Source organism: uncultured Desulfosarcina sp. (genome assembly GCF_963664155.2).
Classification (GTDB): domain Bacteria; phylum Desulfobacterota; class Desulfobacteria; order Desulfobacterales; family Desulfosarcinaceae; genus Desulfosarcina.
The window spans coordinates 3,920,127-3,940,652 of sequence record NZ_CAXXXH010000001.1; the positions used below are offsets into that span (position 1 = coordinate 3,920,127).

General features: G+C 58.4%; 23 protein-coding genes. 15 read left to right on the plus strand and 8 right to left on the minus strand.

Annotated features, from left to right (window positions below):
• The first annotated feature begins 9 nt into the window (after positions 1-9).
• From ACHZBS_RS17850 to ACHZBS_RS17865, 4 genes are read left to right on the plus strand one after another with little or no spacing between them, the layout of a single operon-like run.
• Positions 10-219 (plus strand): 4Fe-4S binding protein, encoded by a 210-nt coding sequence (locus ACHZBS_RS17850; protein ID WP_319407877.1) that lies wholly within the window; start codon positions 10-12, stop codon positions 217-219.
• The gene (locus tag ACHZBS_RS17855) at positions 216-1,364 is read left to right on the plus strand and encodes a 2-oxoacid:acceptor oxidoreductase subunit alpha (protein WP_319407878.1); all 1,149 of its coding nucleotides are present in this window, start codon (positions 216-218) and stop codon (positions 1,362-1,364) included. The genes ACHZBS_RS17850 and ACHZBS_RS17855 overlap by 4 nt, the downstream gene beginning before the upstream one ends.
• Complete coding sequence (locus ACHZBS_RS17860; protein WP_319407879.1) at positions 1,365-2,168, plus strand: 2-oxoacid:ferredoxin oxidoreductase subunit beta; 804 nt, start codon at positions 1,365-1,367, stop codon at positions 2,166-2,168. It abuts the gene before it with no gap.
• Positions 2,169-2,711, plus strand: coding sequence for a 2-oxoacid:acceptor oxidoreductase family protein (locus tag ACHZBS_RS17865; protein WP_319407880.1), 543 nt, complete (start codon positions 2,169-2,171; stop codon positions 2,709-2,711).
• A gap of 203 nt (positions 2,712-2,914) precedes the next feature.
• Here ACHZBS_RS17865 and ACHZBS_RS17870 read toward each other — a convergent pair whose 3' ends face one another.
• From ACHZBS_RS17870 to ACHZBS_RS17880, 3 genes are all read right to left on the minus strand, one after another.
• Positions 2,915-3,082 carry a hypothetical protein gene (locus ACHZBS_RS17870; protein WP_319407881.1) on the minus strand — a complete coding sequence of 56 codons (168 nt, stop codon included), beginning with the start codon at positions 3,080-3,082 and terminating at the stop codon, positions 2,915-2,917.
• 201 nt (positions 3,083-3,283) lie between these two features.
• Positions 3,284-4,315, minus strand: coding sequence for a peptide-methionine (R)-S-oxide reductase MsrB (gene msrB, locus ACHZBS_RS17875; protein WP_394708046.1), 1,032 nt, complete (start codon positions 4,313-4,315; stop codon positions 3,284-3,286).
• A gap of 259 nt (positions 4,316-4,574) precedes the next feature.
• Positions 4,575-5,693, minus strand: a complete 1,119-nt coding sequence (locus ACHZBS_RS17880; protein WP_319407883.1) for a substrate-binding domain-containing protein — start codon at positions 5,691-5,693, stop codon at positions 4,575-4,577.
• A 185-nt stretch (positions 5,694-5,878) separates the two neighbouring features.
• On the opposite strand from ACHZBS_RS17880, the gene ACHZBS_RS17885 reads away from it, so the two are divergent.
• From ACHZBS_RS17885 to ACHZBS_RS17925, 9 genes are all read left to right on the plus strand, one after another.
• Positions 5,879-6,604, plus strand: coding sequence for a Rossmann-like domain-containing protein (locus ACHZBS_RS17885; protein ID WP_319407884.1), 726 nt, complete (start codon positions 5,879-5,881; stop codon positions 6,602-6,604).
• Between the two features lie 135 nt (positions 6,605-6,739).
• Entirely contained in the window at positions 6,740-7,507 is a 768-nt protein-coding gene (gene modA / locus ACHZBS_RS17890; protein ID WP_319407885.1) for a molybdate ABC transporter substrate-binding protein, read from the plus strand.
• Positions 7,458-8,315 (plus strand): ABC transporter permease, encoded by an 858-nt coding sequence (locus ACHZBS_RS17895; protein WP_319407886.1) that lies wholly within the window; start codon positions 7,458-7,460, stop codon positions 8,313-8,315. Before modA (ACHZBS_RS17890) ends, ACHZBS_RS17895 begins: the two co-directional genes overlap by 50 nt.
• Positions 8,312-8,992 (plus strand): ABC transporter ATP-binding protein, encoded by a 681-nt coding sequence (locus ACHZBS_RS17900; protein ID WP_319407887.1) that lies wholly within the window; start codon positions 8,312-8,314, stop codon positions 8,990-8,992. Before ACHZBS_RS17895 ends, ACHZBS_RS17900 begins: the two co-directional genes overlap by 4 nt.
• A 28-nt stretch (positions 8,993-9,020) precedes the next feature.
• Positions 9,021-9,914, plus strand: a complete 894-nt coding sequence (locus ACHZBS_RS17905) for a DUF169 domain-containing protein (protein WP_319407888.1) — start codon at positions 9,021-9,023, stop codon at positions 9,912-9,914.
• Positions 9,915-10,094: 180 nt separating this feature from the next.
• Positions 10,095-10,895, plus strand: coding sequence for a molybdate ABC transporter substrate-binding protein (gene modA / locus ACHZBS_RS17910; protein ID WP_319407889.1), 801 nt, complete (start codon positions 10,095-10,097; stop codon positions 10,893-10,895).
• Positions 10,895-11,593, plus strand: coding sequence for a molybdate ABC transporter permease subunit (modB, locus tag ACHZBS_RS17915; protein WP_319407890.1), 699 nt, complete (start codon positions 10,895-10,897; stop codon positions 11,591-11,593). Before modA (ACHZBS_RS17910) ends, modB begins: the two co-directional genes overlap by 1 nt.
• Before the next feature lie 6 nt (positions 11,594-11,599).
• On the plus strand, positions 11,600-12,703 hold the full coding sequence (modC, locus tag ACHZBS_RS17920; RefSeq protein ID WP_319407891.1) for a molybdenum ABC transporter ATP-binding protein: 1,104 nt from the start codon (positions 11,600-11,602) through the stop codon (positions 12,701-12,703).
• Between the two features lie 115 nt (positions 12,704-12,818).
• Entirely contained in the window at positions 12,819-13,418 is a 600-nt protein-coding gene (locus ACHZBS_RS17925; RefSeq protein WP_319407892.1) for a rhodanese-like domain-containing protein, read from the plus strand.
• 143 nt (positions 13,419-13,561) lie between these two features.
• Here ACHZBS_RS17925 and ACHZBS_RS17930 read toward each other — a convergent pair whose 3' ends face one another.
• From ACHZBS_RS17930 to ACHZBS_RS17950, 5 genes are all read right to left on the minus strand, one after another.
• A complete protein-coding gene (locus ACHZBS_RS17930; RefSeq protein WP_319407893.1) occupies positions 13,562-14,659 on the minus strand; it encodes an ATP-binding protein in 1,098 nt (365 codons plus the stop codon).
• 13 nt (positions 14,660-14,672) lie between these two features.
• Entirely contained in the window at positions 14,673-15,383 is a 711-nt protein-coding gene (locus ACHZBS_RS17935) for a response regulator transcription factor (protein WP_319407894.1), read from the minus strand.
• 13 nt (positions 15,384-15,396) lie between these two features.
• A complete protein-coding gene (locus tag ACHZBS_RS17940; protein WP_319407895.1) occupies positions 15,397-16,212 on the minus strand; it encodes a DUF169 domain-containing protein in 816 nt (271 codons plus the stop codon).
• Positions 16,213-16,239: 27 nt separating this feature from the next.
• Positions 16,240-16,830 carry a DNA-3-methyladenine glycosylase I gene (locus tag ACHZBS_RS17945; RefSeq protein WP_319407896.1) on the minus strand — a complete coding sequence of 197 codons (591 nt, stop codon included), beginning with the start codon at positions 16,828-16,830 and terminating at the stop codon, positions 16,240-16,242.
• Between the two features lie 91 nt (positions 16,831-16,921).
• Positions 16,922-17,470 carry a GNAT family N-acetyltransferase gene (locus ACHZBS_RS17950; protein WP_319407897.1) on the minus strand — a complete coding sequence of 183 codons (549 nt, stop codon included), beginning with the start codon at positions 17,468-17,470 and terminating at the stop codon, positions 16,922-16,924.
• A gap of 139 nt (positions 17,471-17,609) precedes the next feature.
• Between ACHZBS_RS17950 and ACHZBS_RS17955 the strand changes: the two genes are divergently transcribed.
• Together ACHZBS_RS17955 and mtgA are read left to right on the plus strand one after the other, a co-directional pair.
• Entirely contained in the window at positions 17,610-19,727 is a 2,118-nt protein-coding gene (locus tag ACHZBS_RS17955) for an HDOD domain-containing protein (RefSeq protein ID WP_319407898.1), read from the plus strand.
• Positions 19,728-19,820: 93 nt separating this feature from the next.
• Positions 19,821-20,519 (plus strand): monofunctional biosynthetic peptidoglycan transglycosylase, encoded by a 699-nt coding sequence (gene mtgA, locus ACHZBS_RS17960; protein WP_319407899.1) that lies wholly within the window; start codon positions 19,821-19,823, stop codon positions 20,517-20,519.
• The last annotated feature ends 7 nt before the right edge of the window (positions 20,520-20,526 follow it).

Sequence of the window (20,526 nt, forward strand, 5' to 3'; positions counted from 1 at the left end):
GGAAGATTCATGGCGAAAGCGAGATTGAAGGAACACCGGATCAACCGGGACTGGTGCAAGGGGTGCGGGATCTGCGTGGCGTTTTGTCCGAAGGCGGTGCTGGAGCTGGATGATGAGGACAAGGCGGTGGCGGTGCGGGTGCAAGACTGCATCGCCTGTCGGCTGTGCGAGCTGCGCTGCCCGGATTTGGCCATCGAGGTGGAGACGGAGAAACCATGAGCAGACAGATCAAATTCATCCAAGGCAACGAGGCCTGCGTGGAAGGGGCCCTTTACGCGGGGCTGGAGTTTTTCGCCGGCTACCCGATCACGCCGTCGACGGAGATCGCCGAGCACCTGTCCAGACGGCTGCCGCAGCGCGGGGGCAAGTTCATCCAGATGGAGGACGAGATCGCGTCGATGTGCGCGATCATCGGGGCGAGTCTGACCGGGCGCAAGGTGCTCACGGCGACCTCGGGACCGGGGTTTTCGCTCAAGCAGGAAGCGCTGGGGTACGCGGTGATGGCCGAGATTCCCTGCGTGATCGTGAACGTGCAGCGGGGCGGACCGTCCACGGGGGTGCCGACGCACGTGAGCCAGGGGGACGTGATGCAGGCGCGCTGGGGCACGCACGGGGACCACAGCATCGTGGCGCTGACGGCGTCGAACCACCAGGACGTGTTCGCCATGACCGTGGAGGCGTTCAACATCGCCGAGACCTTTCGGACGCCGGTGATCCTTTTGTTCGACGAGGTGGTGGGGCACATGCGCGAACGGCTGGAGATTCCCGAACCGGGGGAGATTCCGCTGGTGGAGCGGTTGCGCACGGCGGTGCAGGGGGGGGTGGACTATCATCCCTACCTGCCGCGCGAGGACGGGCGGCTGCCGATGAGCGACTTCGGGGACGTGCACCGCTACAACGTGACCGGGCTGGTGCACGACATGTGGGGGTTTCCGTCGGACAACCCCAAGATCGTGCACGGGCTGTTGCGGCACCTGGTGGACAAAATCGAGAACAACGCCAACCAGATGGCGCGCTACAAGACGTTTTACCTGGAGGATGCGGAGACGGTGCTGGTCAGCTTCGGCAGCGCGGCGCGCAGTGCCCTGCACATCGTGGAGAGCCTGCGTCCGCGGGGGGAAAAGATCGGGCTGCTGGAGCTGCAGACGCTGTGGCCGTTTCCGGCGGATGTGATTCAAGCGTACTGCAACCCCGCCAAGTACACGGTGGTGGTGGAGATGAACATGGGCCAGGTGTGCCAGATGGTCAAGACGAGCGTGCGGCATCCGGAGCGGGTGTTTCTGGCCAACCGGATCGACGGCGCGTTCATCACGCCCACGGACATCAAGAACATACTGCGCCTGATCAAGGGCAAGGGGGTATAGATGGCAGTCAAGGATTATATCCGCCAGCGGTTTTTTCCGCACCTGTGGTGTTCGGGGTGCGGCCACGGGATCGTGCTCAACGGGCTGATCCGTGCGGTGGAGAAGCTGGGGATGAGCCGCAATGAGATCGTGATGGTGTCGGGGATCGGCTGTTCGTCGCGCATCTCGGGATACATGGATTTTCACACCTTGCACACGATCCACGGGCGGGCGCTGGCCTTTGCCACGGGGGTGAAGCTGAGCAAGCCGGATCTGAACGTGATCGTGCCCATGGGGGACGGGGACGCCCTGTCCATCGGAGGCAACCACTTCATCCACGCGGCGCGGCGCAACATCGACATCACGGCGATCGTGATGAACAACCGCATCTACGGCATGACCGGGGGGCAGTACAGCCCGCTGACCGGACCGGGGATGATGGCCACGACGGCGCCGTATTCGAACATCGACCAGGGGTTCGACGTGGTGGAGATGGCCAAGGCGGCGGGAGCGACGTTCGTGGCGCGGACCACGACGTACCATGTGCAGCAGATGGCCGATATCATCCGGGAGGCGATCCTTCACGAGGGGTTTTCGGTGGTGGAGGTGATGAGCCAGTGTCCGACCTACTTCGGGCGCAAGAACAAGCAGGGCGGGGCGGTGGACATGATGAAGCGCATGAAGGAGAGTACGACGCCGATCGGATCGAAGGCCAAGGCGGAGCATCCGGAGCTGATCGAGCGGGGCGTCTTCGTCCAGCTGGACAAGCCGGAGTACTGCAGCGAGTATAACCGGATCATCGAACGGGCCATGGGGGGAAGATAGATGGAGCGATGCAGGATGGTGTTTTCGGGATCGGGCGGCCAGGGGGTGATCACGGCCGCGATCATCCTGGCGGAGGCGGCGGTGCTGCACGAGAATCTGACGGCGGTGCAGACCCAGGCTTACGGGGCGGCGGCGCGGGGGGGCGCCACGCGCTCGGACGTGATCGTATCGGACTCCCAGATCAACTTTCCCAAGGTGATCCAGCCGAACGTGCTGGTGTGCCTGACGCAGGAGGCATACAACAAGTTTTACGACATCATCCGTCCGGGGGGACTGCTGATCATGGACACGCGCTACGTGAAACCGCAGCTGAAGGTGGACGCGGTGCAGCGTCAGCTGCCGATGTACCAGACGGTGATGGACCGGATCGGCAAGCCGATCGTGTTCAACATCTGCATGCTGGGTGCGGTGGTGGGACTGACGGGTCTGGTGCGTGCGGAATCGATCATGAAGGTGCTGGAGCAGCGCATTCCGTCGGGGTTTATCGAGATGAACCGCCAGGCCCTGGAGCTGGGGCTGGAAATGGGCCGGGGTGTGAAGTGACTGTGAAAAAAATGAACATCGAACTTTCAACGTTGAACATTGAACGTCGAATGATGAAATCGCTTCGCTCGACCGGATCCTAAAAAAAGACAGGATACATTATTCGACGTTCGGCGTTGGATGTTCGATGTTGGACATTGGGTTGTTAATTTAAGGGTGCTGACGTTACAAACAAGAAGATAGAGAACACCCGACAGGGATCTTTACTCTCTTGTCCCCGTATAGGTGCCTGCCTTTTTCAGGGCAGACACCATTTGGTCGCGCGTGATCACGGTGGGGTCGAAAGTCACCGTGTTGATCTCACGAAATCCGCTGAAACCGCTGGTTACCGATTTTACGCCGTTCAGCCTTTCCAGGGCTGATTTTCCCACATCGTATCATTGCACGTAAAAGACAACCTGTTCGACCGGAGGATCATCGGCTTCAGCCGAGCCACAGAAAAAGACGCCGAAGAGCAACATTGCCGTCAGGATCAAGGGTATGGCTTTTCTCATGGCGGGCCTCCCCGGCCCTCTCTCGAAGAAGAGAGGGCCATTTGAGGAAAGAGGTTTTTTCGGATGGCCTGGCCTGTCCTATTTCTCAAAAAGGTGCCGGTAGCTGCCATAACCCGCTTTTTCAAGCTCGCCGGCGGGGATGAATTTCAAGGACGCCGAATTGATGCAGTAGCGCAGTCCCGTGGGCTTGGGGCCGTCATCGAACAGATGCCCCAGATGGGAGTCTCCATGTTTGCTGCGCACCTCGGTGCGCACCATGAAAAAGCTCCTATCTTGTTTTTCGACCACGTTGTCCGCCTGCAGGGGGCGGGTGAAGCTGGGCCACCCGGTTCCCGAATCGAACTTGTCCGTGGAGCTGAACAGGGGCTCGCCGGATACCACATCTACATAGATGCCGGGTTCGTGGTTGTCCCAATATTCGTTTTTGAACGGCGGTTCGGTGCCGTTTTCACGGGCCACCTGGTACTGCAGCGGGGTGAGGGTCCGCTTGAGCTGTTCATCCGTGGGGACCTCGGCTGCCCTCTCTTTTTTTGGGTTGTCCATCGTCTTGGAAGACATCTTTTGCTCCATCTTCTTCGCCTCGCCGGCCCAGGTCATCTCCAGGAATTTGTCTCTGCCGGAGCCGGAACGATACCAGTTATATCGAATCGGATTCTTTTTATAATAGTCCTGATGGTAGTCCTCAGCTTCATAAAATGGGCCTAAAGGCAGGATGTCGGTCACTATTGGCCGGTCGAACCGGCCCGAAGCGGCCAGCGCCTTTTTCGAGGCTTCGGCTATTTGGCGTTCCTCATCGTTGGCGTAGAAAATGACGCTGCGGTACTGATCGCCCCGATCCACGAACTGTCCCCCGGCATCGGTCGGGTCCACGTGATGCCAGAACACATCCAGCAGCTGGCGGTAAGAGATCTTGTCCGGTTCGTAGATGACTTTGACGGCCTCCACGTGGCCAGTACCGCCGGCCGAAACCTGTTTGTAGGTAGGGTTTTCCACCCGGCCGCCGGTGTAGCCCGATACGACTTGGATGACTCCGTTTGCCTTTTCAAAATCTGATTCCGTGCACCAGAAACAGCCGCCGGCAAAGACGGCCGACCGTTCGTTCTCAACCATTTTATCCATGGGTTTCTCCATCTTTTCGTCCATGCTTCTGACCTGCTGGTAGCCGAAAAAGATCGCGATCAGAACCAAGGCGGCAACAATTGTATTTTTCATTTCACACCTCCTGTTGATCTGTCCGTTTCAATGCGTTTCCGTTCAAATCGTTCCTGGACAGACAATAAGACACCCGGTTAAGGGATGTGTAATGGTAAGGTAAAGATTGGGTAAAGAATTTCAAGCAGGAGAGGCCGAAAGATAATTTTCCATAGGATTACAACACGGCGATGGTCGTGCCGGTCACGGAACCCTCGTAGCCCGGAATGGCGTCGATTTCCCTGCGCAGAGCGGCCGATTGGAGGACGTCAAGAAGAATCCTGACCGTTGGATGGCTGGTTATGTCGGTGGGAATGACTAAATCGCAGCGGGCGGCCGTGATAGGGACGAAGCTCAGGTTGAATGCTTCGGCAATGGCCCGCAGGCCCAGGGCCGCGTCCGCCACGTTGCAGGCAATGCGATAGGCGCCTTCACGATGGGTGGTCACTTCATTTTCATAACCCTCGACGGCACTGCCCGCGATTCCTGCCTGCTGCAACTGGTCGTCAAGCAGCACCCGCAGGGCTGCCCCTTGCTCCCGGTTGACAAAACGAACCATGGGCTGGGCCAGGTCGGCCACGCTGCGGATGCCAAGGGGGTTGTGCCTGGCCACCATCAGCCCCTCCTCCAAGAGTGAGAATCCCATCACGCGACTGCGCATGCCGACCAGTTTTTGACTGGCCACGACCACGTTGGTTTCCGTCTTGCCCGTGTTGTGCAGGTGGGTTCCGGCCACATGCGTCACCCCCTCGGCCAGGCCGTTCAATGCGCGGTGGCTGGAGGCGAACCGGCAGTGGACCCGTGCCTCCGGCGCCAAACGGGTGACGTGGTGGCCGAGAATGTCGAAGGCCGGATCGCATCCCATCAGGATGATCGTTTTTTCCAGACGATCGGATGACGAGAGAATGTACGCGCTTTTTTTGTCCGGGTTGAGCAGACCGTCAGCCGATCGTAAGCCGAAGGGGATGGATTCGGCGCCCTGCAGCGGGAGGCCAACCAGTCGGTTGCGAACCCGGCCCAAGGCCAGACGCGTCGATGACCCCCCGGTGTCGTCGACAAGATGCACGGGTTCCGTTTCCGGTGGGGCGTGCTCGACGAACAACTCCTCCACCCGGCAGCCGAAGATGCGGGCCAGCCGCAGCGCGATGGCCGTGTTGGGCAGGTAGCGTCCCGACTCGATATCGTAGATCGCCTGCCGACGGACATCGATCCTGTCGGCCAGTTCCTGCTGGGACCAGCCTTTACCCAGGCGGAATTCTTTGACCTTGCAAGTGATGGCATCGTCTTTTCGGGCCATTGATGGCTCCCGGCCGTGATTCGGCCATTTGACGAAAAAGGCGGCAAAAAGATATTGACCAATTCTATATCATATGTAATGAGTCCACGTCAAATAGCGTTTAAAAACGTCATTTACTATTTGGCAAAGCAGATGACGGATATCGTATTATTGCCTTTTTTATCATGTCTGGGAGCGGGGCGCGCATGACAACCGTTTACGATGAGCTGAAAAGGAAAGCGAACCTGATGATGGCCGATCATGACCTGATGGGTGAAACGGTTCACGTCAAGGCCCGGGCATTGAGTGTGGAAGAGGCCATCGGCAACCCGGAGGCAGACGATTTTCCGATTCAGAAAGGCAAGGAACGTCTGATGCAGGCGGAGATCCGGGGCGTACTGGGACAGGCCTTCACCGACCGCTTCGGCGATTACGAGGGGACACTGGAAGGTATTTTGGCGCTACCGTTGACCGACAATTACCGCCGGGCGGTTTTTGTGGCTGCATTGAATGCCGCTCTGCGACATCTCGACCGAATCGGCGGTACGGTGCATTGCCGGGACGAGGAGCCGGGGCAGTGCGCCGAGGCCTTACGAGATCATATTCACAGTCGCTACGGGAAGGTGAAGATTGTCCAGATCGGGCTTCAACCCCGCATGGTGGAGACCCTGACAGCCCGTTTTCCCCTGAGGGTTTTGGACATGGACCCCGATAATATCGGCAGTCGAAAATACGGCCCCGTCATCGAATCTCCCGATAACACGCCCACGGCGATCGCCTGGGCCGATTTGCTGCTGGTGACCGGCACTACGATTGTCAACGGCAGCCTGCCGGCTTTTCTGGGGAGCAAGCCGGTGATTTTTTACGGCACCACCATCGCCGGCGCGGCGCATCTGATGGGCTGGGAGCGGTTCTGTGCCCGCAGCACCTGAAAGCGACCTGAAGCCAATGGGGGATCGGCATCTTGCCCTGATGTCACTGACATTACCCCCCGATTTAAGGCGGCTGGAAACCGCCCCACGCATGGAAACTGAGCGCGATAGGTTAATCCTCGGTCGGAGAGAGAAGTGAGAAAACGATGGGTGCTTCTGCTGTCAGGTGGTGTGGCCTTTCTTTTTGGGATCGGATTTTTCCAGCCAGTGACTGCCGGGGATCTGCACATTTTTGTGGGCGCCGGCCTGCGACAGCCCGTTGACCAGATGGTCAAGGCCTTTGAGGACCAGACCGGCCATCGGGTGTTCATCGACTACGGCGGCAGCGGCCAGCTGCTGGCGCGCATCGAGGCTGCCGGCAGGGGAGACCTGTTTGTTCCTGGGGCACTGTTTTACATTGAAAAGCTGGAGAAGGCCGGCAAGATCCGATCATTCCGCCCGATTGTCCAGCACACCCCGGTTGTCGGGGTAAACGTCAACCAAGCACAGCGGATCACCACGTTCGACGATCTGGCCAAACCGGGCATTCGCTTGGCCATGGGCGATCCAAAGGCCATGGCCTTCGGCCGCACGGCGATGGCGATCTGCGAGCGGTCGGGCATGCGGGATGCAATTCTAAAAAATGTCACCGTGTACGGGGCCACGGTCAAACAGCTGGCCATGTATGTCAGCCAGGGGGCGGTGGATGCCGCCATCATCGGTCGCGCGGATGCCTTCCAAAACCGCGAAACGATCGTTATCCTGCCCATCCCGCCCGACTACTTCCAGGCCGAAATCATTGCCGCAGCGGTGCTCCGGTCGGCAACCGACCCTGAACTGGCCGGGCAGTTGGCTGACCACTTGAATTCCGAAAGTGGCGTGGCCGTATTCCAGCGGTATGGTTTCCTGCCGCTGGACAAGTGATCCGGGGTCTATGCGCTGCATCTGCCTGTTGCCCGCGGGGTTGCTGATTCTTCTAATCGTCGGCGTGCTGGCCGGGCTTCTGATTCATCTACCCCTGTCTCAGGCCCTGGTCGCACTAGCCTCGGCGGAAATTCGGTTTGCCCTGAGCCTGACCCTTTTAACCTCGGGCGCGGCAACGCTTATCGCCGTCATTCTGGGGGTGCCGGCCGGCCATTTTCTGGCCCGCCAGACCTTCAAGGGCAAGATGGTGGTGGATACCCTGATCGATCTGCCCATGACCATGACCCCGTTGGTGGCTGGCGTGGGGCTCCTTTTTCTGCTGGGCAACGATACGGTCCGAAATACGCTGGATCGGCTGGGGATCGAACTGCTTTTTACCCCCTGGGGTGCGATTCTGGCACAAGTGTTGATCGTTGCCCCCATCATGACCCGGACCAGCCGGGCGGCCTTTGCGGCCATCGATGGTCGCTATGAACAGGCCGCCCAGACCCTGGGGCTGAAGCCTGGCCAGGTGTTCCTGCGCGTTTCCCTGCCCCTGGCCCGCTCGGTGATTCTCAGCGGGGTGGTGCTCTGCTGGGCGCGTGCGGTGGGGGAATTCGGCGCCACACTGATGGTGGCCGGAGCAACCCGTTTCAGAACCGAGACCCTGCCCATTGCGGTTTACCTGAACATCTCCAGCGGCGAGTTGGGTATCGCCTTGGTCTGTGCCTGGCTGCTGATCATGACCGGGTTCCTGGTGCTGCTGGCCATGCGATGGATCGGCACGCCCCTTGCGGCCGATTCGGCCGTGTTGAGGTTTGGCCCATGACAACGATCCGCTTAGAAAAAGTCTCCACCGGCGTGCTGAAGGAAATCGATCTGACGATCGCCGAAGGCGAACTGTTTGTACTGCTGGGACCGTCGGGGGCTGGAAAGAGTACATTATTGCAAGTTATCGCCGGCCTTCTCCCCTGCACGGGGCGCATTTTTTTCAATGGCGACTGCATCGATCGTCTATCGCCCCATCAGCGACGCGTCGGTTATCTTTTTCAGGACCTGCTACTTTTCCCGCATCTGACTGTCCGCAAGAACTTGCAGCTGGCCATGGCCCACCTGAAACCGGGCCGTCGGGCCGCACAGGAGAAGATCCGAGGCCTTCTAGATCGTTTCGGTATTCTGCCGCTGGCCGATCGCTATCCGGCGCAGATGAGCGGCGGTGAGAAGCAGCGCGCGGCTCTGGCGCGGGCCATCGCCACCGATCCGCGGATTTTGCTCCTCGACGAACCCTTCAGCAGTTTGGATCCGCAAAATGCAGAGCGGCTTCGGCCCGAGTTGAAAGCTCATCAGCGTCATTTTAGGATCACGACCCTTTTTGTTACCCACAACTGGGAGGAAGCACGCCAGCTGGCCGATCGGATTGGTATCATTCGCGCCGGTCGGCTGGCCGACTATCCGCATCCGGTGGATATTAAAAAACCGGAGGAAACGGCAGCTGTTCATTTTTAACCTTATTTTCTGAAGGAGGAAGATCATAATGGAAACGAAGACGATTGAGACGGAACCTGCTTGCGATCTGGACTTCGACCTGTGCCTCGATGATGTGGCCCTTGCGAAAACGATCCTGGCCAGCGCCGACCAAAACGGAGGAAAAGTCAGTGACGCGGGGATCGTGTTTGCCCTGAGAAATATCCTGAAGATGAAATATTACCCCGTCGCGGTAAAATATTTTTTTGAAAAAGGAGAACTTAAAGATTTCAAAAACAATGCAGAATACAAAACATCCCTGCACCCGGTTACGTTTTGCGCCTATGTGGCGGCAAGCCGGCAGAGAGGCGACATCCTCCTTGGGACGGCCGATAAGCTCGGATGCTCCAATGCAAAATATGTCATGAAATTGAAGGAGATCGATGATGCCGAGATAAAAAGCCATCTTAAATACACCAAGGACTGGGATCAGGCGGAACGATTCGTAAAGACAAAAAAAAGACTGCCCAAAAAGCCGCTGGCCTTTGCTACCGCACCGCTCCACAAGGCCCCCTTCACACCCGATTTGATCCACGGCATGTGTGATACCCTTCAGTCCTATCATCTGGCAAATGACTGGGACGCTGCTTTCGATAACCATCCTTTTGAGATGACGATGACAATGAACTCCTCCATCTGCCACGGCTGTGTGCAGTGTTTTGTGATGAACAAATTCAATGTTACCCAGATGTGCAGCAGCAGTTATACTGCCGGAAAAACCGAGCAGGGCGAGATCAACTGGATTATGCCCTATGTGCAGATGGAACCCACCATCCACTGGATGCTCGAGCGCACCGTCCGCGATGGCGGCGTTTCGTTTCCCAGAACCGGGGAGACCTATCCCGGCTTCGACATCTGTAAACTCTGCCCCTTCCTGACGTTTAAAAAGCCCAAAAAAAGCTGACCCGTTCATACCCAACTGAGCGTTTCAATTTTTTAAGTGTTTGAAACCATTATGGTAAACAATAAAAACCGGTTATTCTATCTGTAAAAATTGGAAACGCTCAGTTGGGGTTGTAGTAACGATTCTTGCTCGCCATCGTAAAAACACATCACACCATCATTTCAATAAAGAGAGAAAAAAATGATATCAACAATATTCATGCGTCGTCTGATTGCCGTCCTGATGATAACGTGTGTCGGGGTGGGTGCGGATGTTTTTATCGGGCAGACGGTTGCCGCCCAAACCGAGGTGGTCGTGTTCGCCGCCGCCTCGACCACCAATGCGCTCACCGAAATCGGGGAACTGTATGCCGCGCGGGGACTGGGGCATATTGAAACCTCCTTCGCCTCGTCGTCCACCCTGGCCAAGCAGATCGCGAGCGGAGCGCCGGCCGATGTCTATCTGTCTGCCAATAAAAAGTGGATGGATTTTCTCGCGGAGAAGAATGCCGTCGACGTGGCCACCCGCTTCGATCTGCTGGGCAACCGGATCGTGCTGATCGCCCCGCTGGACAGCCCCATGGGCGCTATCGACATCAAACCCGGGTTGAACCTGGCCGATCGGCTGGGCAAGGATGGGCGGCTTTCCATGGGCGATCCCGAGCATGTGCCGGCCGGCATGTACGGTAAAAAGGCCATGGAAAACCTGGGAATCTGGGAATACGTCAAGGACCGTCTGGCGCCGATGAAGGATGTGCGTGCGGCCCTGGTGCTGGTGGAGCGTGCCGAGACACCCCTGGGGCAGGTGTATGCCACCGATGCCGCCATCTCTAAAAAGGTCCGCGTCGTAGGCACCTTCCCCACCGACAGCCATCCGCCGATCGTCTACCCGGTGGCGGCGGTGACCGGCGGCCACGCCGATGCGGCAAAACCTTTCATGGGTTTTCTCAAATCGCCCGAGGCCCGAGCGGTGTTTGAGAAGTACGGCTTTGACGTGCGTTAATGGCCTTTCTGCATCTGACCGACGTTGAACTGGAGGCCCTGCGGCTGAGCCTGTGGGTCTCCGGCTGGGCCGTGGCCACCAGTCTGCCCCTGGGCATTCTGGCGGCATGGGTGCTGGCCCGGCTGCGTTTTCCGGGAAAAAATCTGCTCGACGGCCTGATCCACCTGCCGCTGGTCCTGCCACCGGTGGTTACCGGATACCTGCTGCTGGTTCTGCTGGGGCGCAACGGCGCGATCGGCGCGGTGCTTTACAAGACCCTGGGGATAGTGCTGGCCTTCAACTGGAAGGGGGCCGTACTGGCGGCCGCCGTGATGGCGTTTCCGCTGCTGGTGCGCGCCATGCGGCTCTCCCTGGAGAGTGTGGACCGGGGGCTGGAGGCGGCCGCCCGCACCCTGGGAGCCGGGCCGCTGCGTGTCTTCTTCACGGTGACCCTGCCGCTGATGGTGCCGGGCATCATTACCGGCCTGATTCTCGCCTTTGCCCGCAGCCTGGGTGAATTCGGCGCCACGATCACCTTCGTATCGAATATCCGCGGCCAGACCCAGACCCTGCCGCTGGCGCTTTACACGCTGACCCAGGTACCGGACGGCGAGACGGGGGCCATGCGGTTGTGCATCCTTTCGGTGCTGATTGCCATGGCGGCGCTGGTCTGTTCGGAAGTGCTCGCCCGGCGGTTCGCGGCGCGAATGCAAGGGTGAACCGACATGGAGATCGACGTCAAACGCCGGCAGGGCAATTTTCTGGTGGAGGCCACTTTCAAAGGAGCTGAATCGGGGGTAACCGCTCTGTTCGGCCCGTCGGGTGCGGGCAAGACCTCGATCGTCAACATGGTGGCCGGCCTGATGCAGCCCGACACCGGCCGAATCGCCGTCAACGGCCTGTGCCTCTTCGATGCGGCGAGGCGTATCGATCTGCCGCCGGAGCGTCGCCGCATCGGCTACGTTTTCCAGGACGGGCGTCTTTTGCCCCACCTCTCTGTGCGTGCCAACCTGACCTACGGCATGCGCCTGACGCCGGCAGCGCGCCGTTTCGTCGGCTTGGATGCCGTGGTCGAACTGCTGGGCATCGGCCATCTGCTGAGTCGCCGTCCGGTGAAACTCTCCGGTGGCGAGAAGCAGCGCGTGGCCATCGGCCGTGCCCTGCTCACCAGCCCTGCCATGCTGCTCATGGACGAGCCGCTGGCCTCCCTGGACGCCTCACGCAAGGCCGACGTCATGCCTTTCATCATCCGTCTTTCGCGCGAGTTCGCCATTCCGATTCTTTACGTCAGTCACGCCCTGGACGAAATACTCAACCTGACCGACCGGCTGGTGATCATGGCCGACGGCAAGGTGGCGGCCTGCGGCGACCTGGCGGAACTTCTCTCCCGGCCCGACCTGCAGGGGCGCCTGGGCAGCGAGGAAACCGGTGCGGTGATTGCGACGGTGGTCGACGAACCGACGGATGCATCCGGCCTGACCGCTTTGCGGTTCGGCGACCATATCCTCAAGGTGGCCCCCGTGACGGCGCCCCGCGGCACGCCGGTGCGCGTCCGCATTCCCGCCCGCCACGTGGCCGTCGCCTTGGAACCGCCCGCCCGGAGCAGCTTCCAGAATGTCTTTGCCGGCCGGGTCGACGCCATTCTGGGTGCGGGCGAAGCCTTCGTGGACGTACGCCTGGACATCGGCGCGCCCCTGTGGGCGAGGATCACCCGCCACTCCTTCCGGCAGCTGGATCTGAAATCCGGTCAATCGGTTTTTGCGCTGATCAAGAGCGTGGCGGTGTCGCTGGGGGGCGGGGGCGCTGGCGGCTGCAAGGATTGTCGTTGATTGTAAACAAATTGTTGAAATTCCTATTTTAATATCTTAGGAAATGCAAAACTACCACCTATTGCCCATCGGGGGCAATATAACAACTTTAGGGAAGCTTGGAAAAGGAGGTCAAATGTCGAACAATAGATTTAAATTTAAAACGTGGATTGCCTTTTTGATGGTGGTTCTTTTTTGCACAAGTTGCGCGATAGTCATGGCAGAAGGACAAGCTCCCCGTGATCCTAAAAAGCAGACCAGCATAGGAAAGTACATTACCTCAAAAGAAGCTTACGAAAAGTGGAAAGCCGCCCCGGATAAGATTAAAATCATCGACTGTCGCACCACGGAGGAGTACGCTTTTGTCGGTCATGCCCCCATGGCTTTCAACATCCCATCCAAACTCTGGACAGGCAAGTGGGACCCTGAAAAAAAGCAGTACGTCATGCCCGACAACCCGGACTTCGAAGTCCAAGCCAAGGCAAAATTCAAGCCCGATGAAGCGCTGGCGGTAATGTGCCGTTCCGGACATCGAAGTTCCGCATCAATTGAACGGTTGGCGAAAATCGGTTTCACCAATGTTTACAATATTACGGACGGCTTTGAAGGCGATATGATTAAAGACGAAGAGAGTTATTTCAACGGGAAACGCATGATCAATGGGTGGAAAAACTCCGGCGCTCCCTGGACCTATACGCTGGATCCAGAAAGGGTTTACATCATACCTGCACAGTGATCGGCCATAACGCCAAAGGGGCTTGCCTTGGGGCAGGCCCCACCGCCTTCTATAAGCGTTGACGCCGACGTAAAACATTCGATATCTGCGTTACGCTTCACCCCTTGTCACTGTGGCGTACCGTCATTGCGCCGCATTCCTGATCATCTTCCAGATAACGGTTCTTCCTGATTTTGTCCACGCGGCAGCGAAAACCCGATGTGTACACGTCCGTTATCCAGTTCCGCATGCACGTTACCCCCATGGGCGTCCACCAGTTCCTTGACGATGGCAAGACCGATGCCGGCGCCGCCGTGGTGCCGCGAGCGGGATTTTTCGCCGCGGTAGAAGCGTTCGAACAGGTAGGGCAGGTCGTCGGGAAGCAGTTCGGTGGCATCGTTGATGTACGCCACGGTCACATCCCGGCCGTCCGAGGCGATATGGATTTTAATTGCCGTTGCCGGTGGGGCATACTGAACGGCATTGTCGGTCAGGTTGCGCAAAACCCGGGATAGGCGGTCCGGATCGGCGTGGATGGTTGTTGGCGCCCGGGCGGCGTCGATGTCGATGGTGAGTGATTTTTTCTGGATGGCCGGGGAAAAGGCCTCCAGGGTATTCCGGACCATCCTGTTGAGATCGACGTTGCGCGGCCGAAGCCGGCCACCGGCGGCATCGGCCCGGGCCAGGGCCAGGACATCCTCCACCAGTTGCACCAGCCGCAGGGTTTCGTCCTGGAGCAGGGCGAGTGTTTCAGGGGCCGGCGGCAGCACGCCGTCGTTGAGCGCTTCCAGGTAACCGCGGATGTTGGTCAACGGGGTGCGCAACTCATGGGCCACGTCGATCATCAGCGTTCGCCGCAGCCGTTCGATCTTTTCCAGCTTTTCTGCCATATGATTGAAGGCCCGGGCCAGCTGGCCGACTTCGTCTGCGGTGGTTATCGGCACGCGGGCTGAGAATTCGCCGCCGGCGATCTCCCCGGTCACGGCGTTCATGCGGGTCAGCGGGCCCAGAATACGCCGATTCATCACATAGCTGAGTCCAACTGCCAGACTGATGGCCCCTGCAAAGGCCCATATCAGGTAGCGATGAATGGAATCCAAAAACATGGCGTGGGCCGGTTCGGGGGAGATATGGTATTTTTCCATGAGGGTGACGAAGTAGCCGGCGGCCAGGGTGTCGATGGCCAGCCATACCACCACCACGGCAAACCCCACCACGATGAGGTTCACCGTTATCAGCTTGACCATCAGGTAGCGCTTCATTGGGCGTTTTTCCTCATTGCGGCTGCCGGTCCGCAAACCGGTAGCCGATCCCGCGGGCAGTGATGATATAGCGCGGCTCGGCGGGTACCGGTTCGATTTTCTGGCGAAGCTTGCCGATGTGAACGTCCACCACCCGGTCGATGACTACCGCCTCGCCCATGGGATAGAGGCGGTCCAGCAGTTCGTCCCGGGTGAAGGTGCGCCCCGGAGAAGCCATGAGTGCCTCCATCAGCGCATACTCATGGGGCGTGAGGGAAACCGGTTGATTGTCCACGGAGAGCCGGCGCTTTTCCAGGTCCATACAAATCGGGCCGTGGATTAGCATTCGTTCCTCTTTGATTGGCGCAGGCGACGTGCGCCGCAGCACGGCTTTTACCCGGGCCACCAGTTCTCGGGGACTGAAAGGTTTGACCACATAGTCGTCGGCGCCTAAGGTGAGTCCGGCCACCCGGTCGATCTCCTCGCCCCGGGCCGTGAGCATGATCACCGGCACCTCCGAAGTTTGACGCAAACGGCGGCAGACCTCCCAGCCGTCGACCTTCGGAATCATCAGGTCGAGAATCACCATGTCGGGTTGGTATTTCCTGGCTATCGCCAGGGCTATTTCCCCGTCCCCGGCGGTCACCGGCGAAAATCCTTCCCGCTCAAGGTACAGGGCGATGAGAGATGCGGTGTTCTCGTCATCTTCGACGATCAGGATCGTTTTTTTATGCGATTGGTTCATGACTCCATTCGGGCTATTTATTGCCGACCAGGCTTTTCCAGACGCTTCGCTCCAGAAACGATCCCTTCACGCTGCCTTCCATCTCCTGGAACAGGGCATAGGGCACCGCAAAGCTCATCAGGTTGTCGCCCAGCATCTTTTTTACATACACCCGGGCAGACAGATCGGTGAGTCCCACGACCGCCCGGGGCCGGTCCGACTGCGCTTCCCGGTAGGGATAGATGCCGATGGTCTGGCAGCCGGCGGCGTAGGGGATGATGACGTTTTCGTTGTTCCCGCGGCCGTAGTTGGCCAGCACCACCAGGGCGGACAGCTGGTCCGGGTCCACAAAAAAGATAATTGACCGGGGTGTTTCCCCATTTTTTATGGCATTCAGCGGTTTGAAGACCACATACCTGGCCGGGATGTCGATCATGGGAAGGCTGTCGATGTATTTCTGCACCAGCTGCGGCGACTTGAAGTAGCCTTCACCGTGGAGGAAATGGTCGTGAGCTTCCTTGCGCATGAAGGGCTTGACCTTTTCGGCCGCCTGGCGGCCGGTTTCCGAGTCCGCGTTGCCCGATGAGAGAAAATGGCGAAAGCATTCCTTGCCGCCGGGAAAATTTTCGTACTGGTCGCCGAAACCCATACCCACGCCGCCGCCGAAACAGCCGAAGGTTTCCCGGGAGCAGACGCCGGTCTTGCCCTTGGCGGCCCCGGATGCCAGCCACATGATGCAGCCCCAGTTGCCCGGCTTGAATTCCGTGGCATCCGACGGTTTTTCATCGGCCCAGAGCAGGGCCACGGGATTGGTTTTCAATGCGATGGCATCTTGAATCGTGCTGTTCATGGGGTGTCTCCGGCTACGGTAACGATTTTACATCTGAACTCCTGAGTTCAACTCCCGATATCGGAAGCAGGTCACCAGGTGGTCGTTGACCACTCCCGCCGCCTGTAAAAAAGAATAGCAGATGGTGCTGCCCACAAATGTGAATCCCTGCTGCTTCAGATCCTTGCTGACGGTATCGGACAAGTCCGTTTTGGCCGGCACCGATTCCAGGGTTTTCCACCGGTTTTGAACCACCCGGCCCCCGGTGAAAGCCCAGATGTAATCGTCGAAGCTGCCGTGGATATCCTGCAGGCGCAGAAACGCCCCGGCATTTTTGACGGCAGCCCGGATTTTGAGCCGGTTGCGGATGATGGCCGGGTTGGCCATCGCGTCGGCCATGGCTTTTTCAGACATCCCGGCTACCCGTTGCGCGTCGAAACCATAGAATACCTGATGGAACGCCTCCCGCTTGTGAAGCACCGTTTTCCACGACAGGCCGGCCTGGAAGGCATCCAGCACAATGAATTCAAACCACTTGCGATCGTCATGGACCGGAACGCCCCACTCTGCGTCGTGATAGCGGATCATCAGCGGATCATCGCCGGGCCACCCGCAGCGTTGGTGATCATGTTCTTTCATTGCCATCCCGAATCAATCATCAGAAAGTTGATTAAATGGTTTTGGCTCCATCTGTGGACGGACACCATTTATCATGCAACGCCTGTTTTTGTCATGGGGGTATTGCGGCGGCACTTTTCAGCGGCCGCCAAAGGATCAGATCGGTCTGCCGGTCATTGCCCAGCACGAAAGACTGGGTTCCCCTCTGCAAAAATCCCCATTTGCGGTAAAACCCGATGGCCCGGGCATTTCTGCCCCAGACGCCCAGCCAGATGCCGTCGCATTGCCGTCTGGTCGCTTCATCCATGCATGCGGTCATCAGTGCTGCCCCCACGCCATTGCCGATCCATTGTTTGCGGGCATACAGGCGCGCCAGGTGGATGGGTTTCCTTGCCTTGACAAAATGGGGTGCCGATGCTTCCACCAGCCGGGCGTATCCCACCGTCATCGCTTCGGCTTCCGCGATCAGAAAAACAGATGACGGCTCAGCCAGTTCTGCGGCCTGAATGTCGGGGCTGAATGATTTTTCCAGGTAGGCAGCCATGTCCGCAGGGTGATTGTCAGCGGCGAAGCTGTCGAAAAAAGTCTCCCGGCCCACTGTTGACAGGTGTTCATTGTCTTCGACGCCTGCCTGGCGTATGGTAATGCACTTGTGCTGCATGGTCATTGCCCCTTGGGTGTTGAGTTCGATTGGACGCCATCGGCCTTCCGTTTTGGTTTTCTCTTTTCATATATCACACTTAAGTTTCGTGGAAAACGGTCGAACTAAAGGTGGACCCCTGAACCCAGTGAGGCGAAAAATGAATTTTAACGGAGATCTGAGTAAATACCATCCGGCCGACGCGATCATGTTTCTGTCCCAGTTGAGCCTGAACGGGATTCTTTCCATCGGCGAAAATAAACGTTTGATCACGCTCAGTTTCAACAACGGATTCATCATCGATGCCTATTCCGCCAACGGGGACGCGAAAATTCTGCAGGGGTTGATTTTCAACCGACGCGTCACTGCCGAACAGGTCAAGCGCATCCGGCAGATAAGGATGGAAACGGGGATGTCGATCCGTTCGATTCTTACGCAGATTGACCTGTTTCCCCTGTCGTCGGTGAGGGATATCCTGCTGACCGGAATGAAAGAGGTGCTGCTGGAGATGTTTCTGCTCGATGCGGGCGCCTTTAATTTCACGGATACACCGGTCGAGGCGGACGGCGCTGAAACGAAGATGGACGCCCGTATGCTGGCCCTTTCCATTGCCGTCCAGTCTGATGAATACCGCGACTTCCTGAAGGGAATCATTTCCCTTGATCGTGAATTCTCAATTTCCGCCAGCGATGTTCAGGCCGAAGCCCTGCCCACCGATGAGCAGGTGGTCCTGCGGCTGATGTCCACCTGCCGGACCCTTCGCCAGGTTCTCGAAAAAGCGCCTTTCGACAGCGGTACTGTGATAGCGATCATCAAGGACCGGATGGAAAAAGGGACGATCAATCTCCTGCCAACCGATGCAGTCGAGTTGCCCGCATCATCGGTGTCCAGCGGTGACCCCCTGTTCGGATCGTTCCGTCAGGCCATCAAAAAGTTGATGTTGAGCGACGACCCGTTGAAGCGCATCGAGGCCCTGGTGGCCTTCTGCAAGGACTTTTACGACGGCATACTGATTCTCACCGCCAAAGAAGGCCAGGTGGTTCACTGCAAACAGATGCGCAGGGTCAACGGGCAAGGCCTCGAGCAGCGGTCCGCCAAGGGTTCGTTAGGGGCACTGGACGAAGAACCCGTCCTGGCTGCGGTTCACCGGTCCGGTGTCGGCTTTTTCGGGAACCGGTTTCCATCGAATCTACTGGACAGGCTGTCCGGGGCACCCGCATCCGGCGAATGTGCGCTGATTCCGGTGGTCAATAAGGGGCAGGTGGCGGTTTTTATCTATGTTTTCAGCGAAAACGGCTTTGCGGGTCTGTCCCCCCAGCATTATCTGGAACTTCTATCCTGGATGGTGACACCCCGGAAAAAAAGTATTGCCGGTCTGCCTGCGCAACCCGCGGCGGCTGCCCAAACGGTTTCCGGACGGGCGGAATCCCTGCCCGGCCAGTTCAGCCCGGCCCAGTTGGTATCCAAGATTCACGAATTGCCGCCGCTTCCCACGATCGTGACCCGTGCGCTCGATATGCTCTCCGATCCCGGCGTGGATATCAAAGATGTCGAAAAAGTGATCGGCAAGGATCAATCCCTCGTATCCAAACTGATCAAAATAAGCAATTCAGCCCTTTATGGCGGATTGAACCGCGTCGAGTCCCTTCAGCAGGCGTTGACACGGCTGGGCGCGAAGACGACCAAGAGCCTTGTCCTGTCCGCTTCCATGCAGACTTACTTTATCAAGAGCAACCCCGGCATGCAGACCTGGGGGCAGTTCTTATGGCAGCACGCTGCCGAGTGCGGCCTGGCTGCCCGACGGATTGCCGTATCGGCCGGATATGACGATCCTGAAAAAGCCTTCGTGGGAGGCGTGCTGCACGATATCGGCAAACTGGTTCTCCTGCTGGTGAGTGCGGACGGCTACCAGCGGATACAGAATCTGAAGAAGCGGGAAGGGCTTGCCGACCATGCGGCAGAGCGGAAAGTCATCGGTACCGACCACATGGAGATCGGTGAACTGCTGATGGAAAAATGGAAAATGCCGGAGTCGGCAAGATTGTGCGTGAAATTTCACCATCACGTTGAAAATGCGGGTGCGGCTGCGCCTCTGGCCGCCATCACCGCTTATGCCAACCACCTGAGCCATCTTCACGGCGCCCCGCTCCAATGGTTCATCCCGGATGCGGAGGCCGTTTCAGACGAATTGGCCAGGACACTGAAATTGTCCCAGGATGCCAACGCAACACTGGTTGAATCGGTGATTGCCGACTTTCAGCAGGCAGGCATGCTTTAAGGGCTACGGCTCTCCTGTCGACCCGCACCTCTGGTCCTAATCGGGTTGATTGCACCCTTCGTCATGCGCTATGTAAGGTGCCAAGGAGACGGTATGCCCGACGCTTTTCCGACAAACCGACGATCCGGTTGGTCCGTTTTCAACCTGCTGTGGAAGACGGCTGTATTTATCGCCCTCGTCACCGGGGTGATTGTCCTGGTGTTGCGCTGGGTTCCCCCGCCGACGAGTGCCTTCATGCTGCAGCAGCGCCTGTCCGGCATTGGCGTCGACTACCGCTGGACTCCCATGGACCGGATTTCCCCCCATGCGGCCCTGGCGGTGATCGCTTCGGAAGATCAGAATTTCTTCGACCACTGGGGCGTCGATCTGAAGGCCATTGCCGAAGCCTTCAAGGACAACCGCACCCGCATTCGCCCCCGGGGGGCCAGTACCATTAGCCAGCAGGTGGTCAAGAACCTGTTCCTGTGGCCGGGGCGCAGCTATGTGAGAAAAGGGATTGAAGTCTACTTTACCCTGCTGATGGAAATCCTGTGGCCCAAAACCCGGATCCTGGAAGTTTATCTCAATATTGCGGAAATGGGCACCGGTGTATTCGGTGTGGAGGCGGCCGGCCAGCGGTTTTTTCATAAACCGGCCGCCCGGCTGAATCAACGGGAGGCTGCCACTCTGGCGGCCGTCCTCCCCAGCCCCAAGCGCATGCTGGCCGATCGGCCGTCGGACTATGTGATCCGGCGGACCTGGCAGATCATCGAGCAGATGCATGCCCTGGGGGGCATCGATTTGTTAAAATAGAACGGCT

Excerpts from the sequence above, each read along its gene's own strand:
- ACHZBS_RS17950 (WP_319407897.1), bottom strand. The coding sequence starts at position 17,470 with ATGCAGCACAAGTGCATTACCATACGCCAGGCAGGCGTCGAAGACAAT.
- ACHZBS_RS17930 (WP_319407893.1), bottom strand. The coding sequence starts at position 14,659 with ATGAAGCGCTACCTGATGGTCAAGCTGATAACGGTGAACCTCATCGTG.
- modA (WP_319407889.1), top strand. The coding sequence starts at position 10,095 with ATGATATCAACAATATTCATGCGTCGTCTGATTGCCGTCCTGATGATA.
- ACHZBS_RS17935 (WP_319407894.1), bottom strand. The coding sequence starts at position 15,383 with ATGAACCAATCGCATAAAAAAACGATCCTGATCGTCGAAGATGACGAG.
- ACHZBS_RS17855 (WP_319407878.1), top strand. The coding sequence starts at position 216 with ATGAGCAGACAGATCAAATTCATCCAAGGCAACGAGGCCTGCGTGGAA.
- ACHZBS_RS17850 (WP_319407877.1), top strand. The coding sequence starts at position 10 with ATGGCGAAAGCGAGATTGAAGGAACACCGGATCAACCGGGACTGGTGC.
- ACHZBS_RS17865 (WP_319407880.1), top strand. The coding sequence starts at position 2,169 with ATGGAGCGATGCAGGATGGTGTTTTCGGGATCGGGCGGCCAGGGGGTG.
- modC (WP_319407891.1), top strand. The coding sequence starts at position 11,600 with ATGGAGATCGACGTCAAACGCCGGCAGGGCAATTTTCTGGTGGAGGCC.
- ACHZBS_RS17885 (WP_319407884.1), top strand. The coding sequence starts at position 5,879 with ATGACAACCGTTTACGATGAGCTGAAAAGGAAAGCGAACCTGATGATG.
- ACHZBS_RS17940 (WP_319407895.1), bottom strand. The coding sequence starts at position 16,212 with ATGAACAGCACGATTCAAGATGCCATCGCATTGAAAACCAATCCCGTG.
- ACHZBS_RS17860 (WP_319407879.1), top strand. The coding sequence starts at position 1,365 with ATGGCAGTCAAGGATTATATCCGCCAGCGGTTTTTTCCGCACCTGTGG.
- ACHZBS_RS17925 (WP_319407892.1), top strand. The coding sequence starts at position 12,819 with ATGTCGAACAATAGATTTAAATTTAAAACGTGGATTGCCTTTTTGATG.
- ACHZBS_RS17955 (WP_319407898.1), top strand. The coding sequence starts at position 17,610 with ATGAATTTTAACGGAGATCTGAGTAAATACCATCCGGCCGACGCGATC.
- ACHZBS_RS17945 (WP_319407896.1), bottom strand. The coding sequence starts at position 16,830 with ATGAAAGAACATGATCACCAACGCTGCGGGTGGCCCGGCGATGATCCG.
- ACHZBS_RS17900 (WP_319407887.1), top strand. The coding sequence starts at position 8,312 with ATGACAACGATCCGCTTAGAAAAAGTCTCCACCGGCGTGCTGAAGGAA.
- modB (WP_319407890.1), top strand. The coding sequence starts at position 10,895 with ATGGCCTTTCTGCATCTGACCGACGTTGAACTGGAGGCCCTGCGGCTG.
- ACHZBS_RS17905 (WP_319407888.1), top strand. The coding sequence starts at position 9,021 with ATGGAAACGAAGACGATTGAGACGGAACCTGCTTGCGATCTGGACTTC.
- msrB (WP_394708046.1), bottom strand. The coding sequence starts at position 4,315 with ATGGTTGAGAACGAACGGTCGGCCGTCTTTGCCGGCGGCTGTTTCTGG.
- ACHZBS_RS17880 (WP_319407883.1), bottom strand. The coding sequence starts at position 5,693 with ATGGCCCGAAAAGACGATGCCATCACTTGCAAGGTCAAAGAATTCCGC.
- mtgA (WP_319407899.1), top strand. The coding sequence starts at position 19,821 with ATGCCCGACGCTTTTCCGACAAACCGACGATCCGGTTGGTCCGTTTTC.